This window comes from Mesorhizobium sp. AD1-1, assembly GCF_020164655.1.
GTDB classification, from domain to species: domain Bacteria; phylum Pseudomonadota; class Alphaproteobacteria; order Rhizobiales; family Rhizobiaceae; genus Mesorhizobium; species Mesorhizobium ciceri.
Map to the genome: position 1 here is coordinate 64,235 of NZ_JAIUGP010000022.1, position 7,866 is coordinate 72,100.

Below are 7,866 nucleotides of genomic sequence, written 5' to 3' on the forward strand. Positions count from 1 at the left end.
CTCAGAATGCCTGTCCGATGCCGGCATAGATGCCGAAATGCGGATCGCCCGGATCGCGGTTGAGCGGCACGGCCGCGTCGATGCGCAGCGGCCCGAACGGCGTGACATAGCGCAGGCCGACGCCGGCGCCGACCTTGACATCGGAGAAATCGGGAACCGATTTGGTCGACACGGTGCCGGCATCGACGAACGGCACGATGCCGATCGTGTCGGTGATGGCGATGCGCATCTCGACCGAGGTTTCGAAGAAGGACAGGCCGCCGATCGGCTGGCCGGTGAAATCCTTCGGACCGATGCCCTGATAGGCGTAGCCGCGCACCGAACCGCCGCCGCCGGAATAGAAGCGCCGGTCGGCCGGCACATGTTCGAGGCTGGTGCCGACGATCGAACCGATGGCGACACGTTCGGCCAGCACGAACTTGGAAGCCGAATCCAGCGACTGATAGGCCGACCCTTCGCCCCTCAGCTTCAGGAATGCCGCACCGCTCAAAATGTCGTAGCTCGGCTCGGCATAGGCCAGCACCCGGAAGCCGCTGGTCGGGTTCAGGCGGTTGTCCCTGTTGTCGTAGACATATTGCAGCGGAATGCTGGCGATCAGGTATTTGTGCTTGCCGAAAGCGTCGTGGATGCGGGAATAGTCGAGCGCCACCTCGGCGGAAACCGTCTGCTTCTTGGTCAGTTCGTAGGACAGGCCGGTGCTGCCCTTGATCGAGAAATGGTCATAGGCATCAGGATGTTCGAGCACCGTCTTGACGCCGGCGAAGAACTTCGATGCCGGTCCGATCACACCGGGTTTCTCGAACATGATGCCGGCATTGTAGTTGAGTTCGCCGAGATCGTTGCTGCCGATGCCGCTGATCTTGCCATCGATGCGCAGCTTCTCGGCCCGGCCGAACAAATTGCGGTGGCCCCAATAGCCCTCAAGGCCCAGCCCCTCGGTGTTGGAAAAAGTGCCGCCGACGCCGAAATAGCGTGGCTTGCGCTCGCTGACCTGGACGCCGATCGGAATGTTGCCGTCGGCATCGAGCTTGTCGGCTTCCTTGAACGTCACGCTGTTGAAGACCTCGAGCGCCAGCAACCGGTCGCGCGCGTCGTCGATCTCTTGCGGCGAGTATTGCCGGCCGCGCTTGAGGCCGGTCATGTATTCGGTGAAGTCGCGGTCGACCTTCTCGGTGCCTTCCACGGTGGTCGGGCCATAGCCGGCGACCGGTCCGGCGGCGACCGTCAGCGTCACGTCGAGCGTCGAGGTGGCATGGTCGGCGACGATCTGGCGGTCCGTCACCTCTGCCAGCGGCCTGCCTTGCTCCTTCAGCGTCCGCACGATCAGCGCCTCGGCCTTGAGCACTGCGCCGGATCCGGCGTCGCCGCCTGATATCAGGCCATAATCGGCGCTCATCAGTCCTGCCGCGTCGCCTTGCAGCCTGATATTGCCCAAGGTGAATTTCGGCCCGGTAGCAATGTCGATCGCCACGGGAACCGGCTGCGGACCCTTGAATTCGGCATCCGGCGGCAAATCGTCGAGCGGCTTGCCGTCGATGGTGACGGTGACGACGCCTTCGTAGCGGGCATCGGCATAGAGCGCGGCGACAAGCTGTTCGCGGTCGCTGCGCGCCTTGGCCATCAGCCCGAGCGAGCCTGAAACCGGACGCTCCTCGTCGCTCTTCAGCGCCGAGGCATTTTCGAGCTTCTTGACCAGGTCCTTGTCGGCGTCGGGGGCATTGATGGTCACGGCGTAGCGCAGCGGATCGACGATGTCGGCATCCTCGTCGCTGGACGATCCCCACAGCTTGATGCCGAAAAGCTCGAAAGCGGCCGCCGGGGGCGATTCGGCGACGAGCACGGTCGAGCACATCATGGCCAGCAGCAGGGCGCGCGGAAGCGCACGCCCTGGCGCGCGACCTCCTGACATCTGCTCTTCATGCGCCGGCATTAAGACAACCTAGGTTACAAAACTAAAATTGGAATGAAGTTCTGAAGCGCTCGTAAAGGGGCCACAATCCAATTGTCTGAAATAGGACGGGCTTGGAATTCACACCTTTTGCGTCGCCGCAAGAAAGCGTGATCCCCTGTCCTATGGAGGTACTACCGGTCATCGACCGGAAAGGAAACCGTTGGCAGGCGGACCCCTGCCGCGTCCTTGTGTTGACAAGCCTGACTGAAGCTTGATCATGCCCGGACGTCAGCTGTGTCTGGAGGGGTGTTATGGCAATGCGCGCGGCTCGTGGTCTTTCGATTCTGATTCTCCTGTTTTTTGCCTGGGCCAATGTCCTGGCCTGGAGCAGCGTCTCGCAGGCGGCCGAAGCCCGGCGTATCGCGACAACGGACAATTCCGATTATTTCGGCTTTGATCTCAGGTCCGACCAGAATGTGACAATCGACCAGTGCAAGACGACATGCCTGGGAGACCCGGCCTGCCGCGCCTTCACCTACAATAAAAAGGCCAAATGGTGCTTCCTCAAATCCGACTACAACCAGTTGAAAACCTTCAATGGCGCGGTCGCCGGCAAGGTCGTCAACATCGATGGCGATCCTGATATCGGCGCGCCGCCGGAACTCGCCTTCTTCCCCAACTGGATGGCCGACCAGGCCCAGCAATACCGCAACAAGCTGCTCGGCCCGGCCTATGACAAGCCGACAGAAGGCATGGCTGCCTTGCTGAGTGCCGCCGAACAGGCCGTGCTGACCGGCGACCACCGCTCCGCCATGCTGAAATACGAGGCCGCTGTCTCGGTACTGCCCGATGATGGCCAGCTCTGGCTCAACCTGGCGCGTGAAACGCTGGCCGTGCAGCCCGCCGCCAGCACATCCGAAGCTTCCACTTTGCCGACGAACGGCACTTCGGCCGCATTCAATGCCTATAAACTACTGCGCACCACCAAGACGCGCGCCGAAGTGCTGGCGCTGCTCGGCAACGGCCTCGACAAGCGCGATCTCTACCGGCCGGCGCTACAGGCCTATGAGGCGAGCCTTGCCCTGAACCCGTCGCCGGCGGTCCAGGCCGACTATGCCGATCTGAAGGCGCGCAAGGGTTTCCGCGTTATCGACCACACCATCGACGCCGACACCAGCGCGCCGCGCATCTGCGCGCAATTCTCCGAAGATCTGGTCAAGACCGGCGTCGATTACGCGCAATTCGTCACCGTCGACAATGCACCGCCCAAGGGCGTCGAGGCCAAGGACAAGCAGATCTGCGTCGAAGGGCTGGAGCATGGCCAGCACTACGATGTCACCTTCCGCGCCGGCCTGCCGGCGGCAATCGGCGAAGTGACCGCGGCACCCGTGGTGCTGTCGATCTATGTCCAGGACCGCGCACCGTCCGCCCGCTTCACCGGTGATAGCTTCGTGCTGCCGGCCGGCGCGCGCCGTGGCATTCCGATCGTTACCGTCAACATGAACGCTGCCGAGATGAAGCTCTATCGCATCGGCGATCGTTCGCTCGCCCAGCTTCTGTCGGGCTACCAGTTCCTGCACCAGCTGGACGGCTATGACATCTCCAACATTTCCGAGCAGATGGGCGCGCCGGTCTGGCAAGGCCAGCTCGACATCGCCAATGACCTCAACAAGGAGGTCACCACCTCCTTCCCGGTCGACCAGGCGGTGCCGCAGCGCAAGCCCGGCGTCTACGTGCTGACCGCCCAGGCCGTCAACGACAAGAGCGACGACTACAACTCGATGGCCACGCAATGGTTCGTCGTCTCCGACATCGGCCTGTCGACCTATACCGGTCAGGACGGGCTCAATGTCTTTGCCCGTTCGCTGGGCAGCGCCAAGCCGATCGCCGGCGCCGAACTGACGCTGGTCGCCAGGAACAATGAGGTTCTGGGCACGGCGACGTCGGATGCCGACGGCCATGCCGTCTTCAACCCCGGCCTGACGCGCGGCGACGGCGGCATGGTGCCGGCCGTGCTGATGGCAAAGCAGGGCGACAATGACTTCGTCTTCCTCGACATGGGCCGGGCCGGCTTCGACCTGTCCGACCGCGGCGTCACCGGGCGCGCGGCGCCAGGTGCGCTCGACGTCTATGCCTGGACCGAACGCGGTATCTACCGCGCCGGCGAGGATGTTCATGTCGCCGCACTTGCTCGCGACGGTGCCGCCAAGGCGGTCGAAAACCTGCCGTTGACCTTCATCTTCTCGCGCCCCGACGGCGTCGAGGACCGCCGTATCGTCAGCGACGGCGCATCGGCCGGCGGCCATGCCGTCGACCTGCCGCTCGCCCCCAACGCCATGCGCGGCACCTGGTCGGTGTCGATCTACACCGATCCCAAGCAGCCCGCGGTGGCCAGCCAGATGTTCCTGGTCGAGGATTTCGTGCCGGATCGCATCGAATTCGACATGAAGGCCGACAAGCAGGAAATCGCCCAGGGCGAAACCGCCAACATCGACATTGACGGCCGCTTCCTCTATGGCGCGCCGGCAGCAGGCTTGGCGCTGGAAGGCGAGCTGACGCTGTCGACGTCGCGCGACTGGGACCGTTTCCAGGGCTTTTCCTTCGGTCTCGCCGACGAGCAGTCGGCCGAACCCACGGTCACCCCCCTCGCCGATCTGCCGGTGGTTGGCGATGACGGCAAGGTGACCTTCCCGGTCTCCGTCGACCAACTGCCCTCGACCACCAAGCTGGTCGACGCCAAGGTGACGGTCAGGATGCGCGAAACCGGCGGCCGCGCCATCGAGCGCTCGCTCAACATCGGCATCCGCCCGCAGGGCCATATGATCGGCATTCGTCCGGATTTCGCCGACAATGAAGTGCCGCAGGGCGGCACGGCCAAGTTCAGCCTGATCGCCGTCGATCCCGACGGCAAGCGTGAGGCGCTGAAAGGCGCGCAATGGACGCTGGTCAAGGTCGAACGCAATTACCAGTGGTACCGCTCCAACAATTCGTGGAATTACGAGCCGGTGACCTTCACCAAGTCGATCGCCAACGGCCAGGTCGACCTCAACGCCGACGGCGACGCAACGGTCTCCGTGCCGGTCGATTGGGGTCAGTACAGGCTCGAGGTTGAAACCGCCGATCCCGAAGGACCGGCGACCAGCTACGAGTTCGACGCCGGCTGGTATGTCTCCTCGACCACCACCGAAACGCCTGACGGCCTCGAAATCGCCCTCGACAAGGACAATTATGCCGCCGGCGAAGTGGCCAAGCTGAAAATCTCGCCGCATTTTGCCGGCGAACTCTTGATCAACATCGGCTCCGACAAGCTGTTGAAGACCATCACGGCGTCAGTGCCGGCCGGCGGCAGCACCGTCGACATTCCGGTCGGCGACGACTGGGGCGCCGGCGCCTATGTCACCGCAACCCTGTTCCGGCCGGGCGATGCGCAGGAGACGCGCATGCCGGCCCGCGCCATCGGCGTGAAATGGCTGAAGGTCGATCCGGGTTCGAAGAAGCTCGCCATCACCTTGACGCCACCGGACAAGACCATGCCGCGCCAGCAGCTGTCGATCCCGGTTTCGGTCGCCGGCGTGCAGCCGGGCAGCAATGCCTATGTCATGGTTGCCGCCGTCGATGTCGGCATCCTCAACCTGACCAACTACAAGGCGCCGGATCCGGAGAACTGGTTCTTCGGCCAGCGCATGCTGGGCATGGAAATCCGCGACATCTACGGTCGCCTGATCGACGGTTCTCTGGGCAACGCCGGCAAGCTCAGGACCGGCGGCGACGGCGCCAACATGCAGGCGCAAGGCAGCCCGCCGACCGAAAAGCTGGTCGCCTTCTTCTCCGGCGTCGTCGAGCTTGACGGCGACGGCAAGGCGCGGGTCGACTTCGACATCCCGCAGTTCAACGGCACCGTGCGCGTCATGGCCGTCGCCTGGACCAAGGACGCGGTCGGCCACGCCCAGTCCGACGTGATCGTGCGCGATCCCGTGGTCATCACCGCCGGCCTGCCGCGCTTCCTGGCGCCTGGTGACGCCGCCGTTATGCGCCTCGACGTCGCCGACACCGATGGTCCGGCCGGCGACTATGCGTTCTCGATCGAAACGACGGGCGACCTGTCGACGGGCGACAAGCCCCTGCCCCAGAAGCTGACGCTCGCCCAGGGCAAGCGCCAGACGCTGACCGTGCCGCTGATCGCTCAGACGGCCGGCAATGCCTCGCTCACCATCAAGCTTGCCCATGCCGACGGCACCAAGGTCGAGCAGACGCTCTATGTGCCGGTGCGCCCGGCGCAATTACCGGTCACCACCCGCCTGGTGGTCGACCTCAAGGGCGATGGCGGCGCGCTTCGCGTCGACAAGGAGCTGCTCGCGGCAAGCCTGCTCGACGGCGCCTCTGTCAGCGTCGGCGTTTCGCAGGCTGCCGCATTCGACGTGCCTTCGCTGCTGATGACGCTCGACCGCTACCCCTATGGGTGCGCCGAGCAGACCACCAGCCGCGCCATGCCGCTTCTCTACGTCAATGAATTGGCGTCCGGCATCGGCATGGCCAGCGATCCCGATATCCATGGCCGCATCCAGGACGCCATCTACAAGGTTCTGAGCTACCAGGCCTCGGGGGGCAGCTTCGGCCTGTGGGGCCCGGGCTCCGGCGATCTGTGGCTCGATGCCTATGTCACCGACTTCCTGACCAGGGCGCGCGAGCAGAAATACGACGTGCCGAGCCTGGCCATGAACCAGGCGCTCAGCAACCTGCAGAACTCACTCGGCTACGACCAGAGCGTCCAGGACCGGGGCAGCGAGATCGCCTACGCCCTCTACGTTCTGGCCCGCAACAAGAAGGCCTCGATCGGCGACCTGCGCTACTATGCGGACACGCAGCTCGAAGCTTTTTCCAGCCCGATGGCCGTTGCCCAGCTGGCGGCAAGCCTGGCGCTCTACGGCGATACACCGCGTGCGGAATCGACGTTCAAGACTGCCCTGCAGTTGGCCAAGTCGACCACCGACTACGACTACTACCGCTCCGACTACGGTTCGCGGCTGCGTGATGGCGCGGCGATGCTGGCGTTGGCGGCGGAATCCAAGCCGGTACCGACAATCGTGCCGGAGCTGATCAAGCTGGTGACCAGGGAACGCGCCGAAGCCCGCTGGACCAGCACCCAGGACGAATCCTGGATGCTGCTGGCGGCCCGCGCGCTGAAAGAAGGCAATGATACGATCACGCTGACCGTCAATGGCGCGGCGCATTCCGGCGGCTACTCCGACCAGGTCGAAGGCTCTGACCTTGTCGACAGCCCGCTGACCATCGCCAACACCGGCAAGCCCCCGCTGCAGGCCGTCGTCACCACGGTGGCGTCGCCGGTCCAGCCCCTGCCGGCCGGCGGCGACGGCTTCACCATCAGCCGCACCTACTACAAGCTCGACGGCACCGAGGCCAATGTCACCGAGGCGACGCAGAACGAACGCTATGTCGTCGTGCTCAAGGTCAACGAGCAGAACACATGGCCGTCGCGCCTGCTGGTCACCGACCTGTTGCCGGCCGGCTTCGAGATCGACAATCCCGGCCTGGTCTCCAGCGCCCAGTTGACGAACTTCTCGTGGCTGGCGCAGACCGATGCGGCCCATCTCGAATTCCGCGACGACCGTTTCGTCGCGGCATTCAACCCGGCCGACGGCGACCACGACCACAATCTGACCCTCGCCTATGTCGTGCGCGCCGTGACGCCGGGTACCTATGCGCACCCCGCGGCAACGGTGGAAGACATGTATCGGCCCCAATACTCGGCCCGCACCGCCACCGGCATGATGGAGATCAAGGCGCCGTAAGGCGCTGATGGTGATGGACGCGATGAGCAAAGTGCCCCCTCACCCGCCCTCCGCTTCGCTCGGTCGACCTCTCCCTGAGGGGCAAGGAGACGGCCAGCGCTGGCGCCAGTCTCTTCTCCCCACCGGAGAGAAGGGGGGGCCGGCGCCCCCGCGGCCGGGGGCGGC

2 protein-coding genes are annotated in these 7,866 nt (G+C 64.5%); one reads left to right on the top strand and one right to left on the bottom strand.

Going from position 1 to position 7,866, the window contains the following annotated elements:
- Window position 1: 1 nt before the first annotated feature.
- The gene (locus LB519_RS29285) at window positions 2-1,930 is read right to left on the bottom strand and encodes an autotransporter assembly complex protein TamA (protein WP_063172523.1); all 1,929 of its coding nucleotides are present in this window, start codon (window positions 1,928-1,930) and stop codon (window positions 2-4) included.
- A gap of 272 nt (window positions 1,931-2,202) precedes the next feature.
- On the opposite strand from LB519_RS29285, the gene LB519_RS29290 reads away from it, so the two are divergent.
- Complete coding sequence (locus LB519_RS29290; protein WP_224621779.1) at window positions 2,203-7,701, top strand: alpha-2-macroglobulin family protein; 5,499 nt, start codon at window positions 2,203-2,205, stop codon at window positions 7,699-7,701.
- Window positions 7,702-7,866: the final 165 nt, after the last annotated feature.

What these genes read in the sequence shown, in the direction of transcription:
- LB519_RS29285 (WP_063172523.1), bottom strand. Translation starts at nt 1,930, where the DNA reads ATGCCGGCGCATGAAGAGCAGATGTCAGGAGGTCGCGCGCCAGGGCGT.
- LB519_RS29290 (WP_224621779.1), top strand. Translation starts at nt 2,203, where the DNA reads ATGGCAATGCGCGCGGCTCGTGGTCTTTCGATTCTGATTCTCCTGTTT.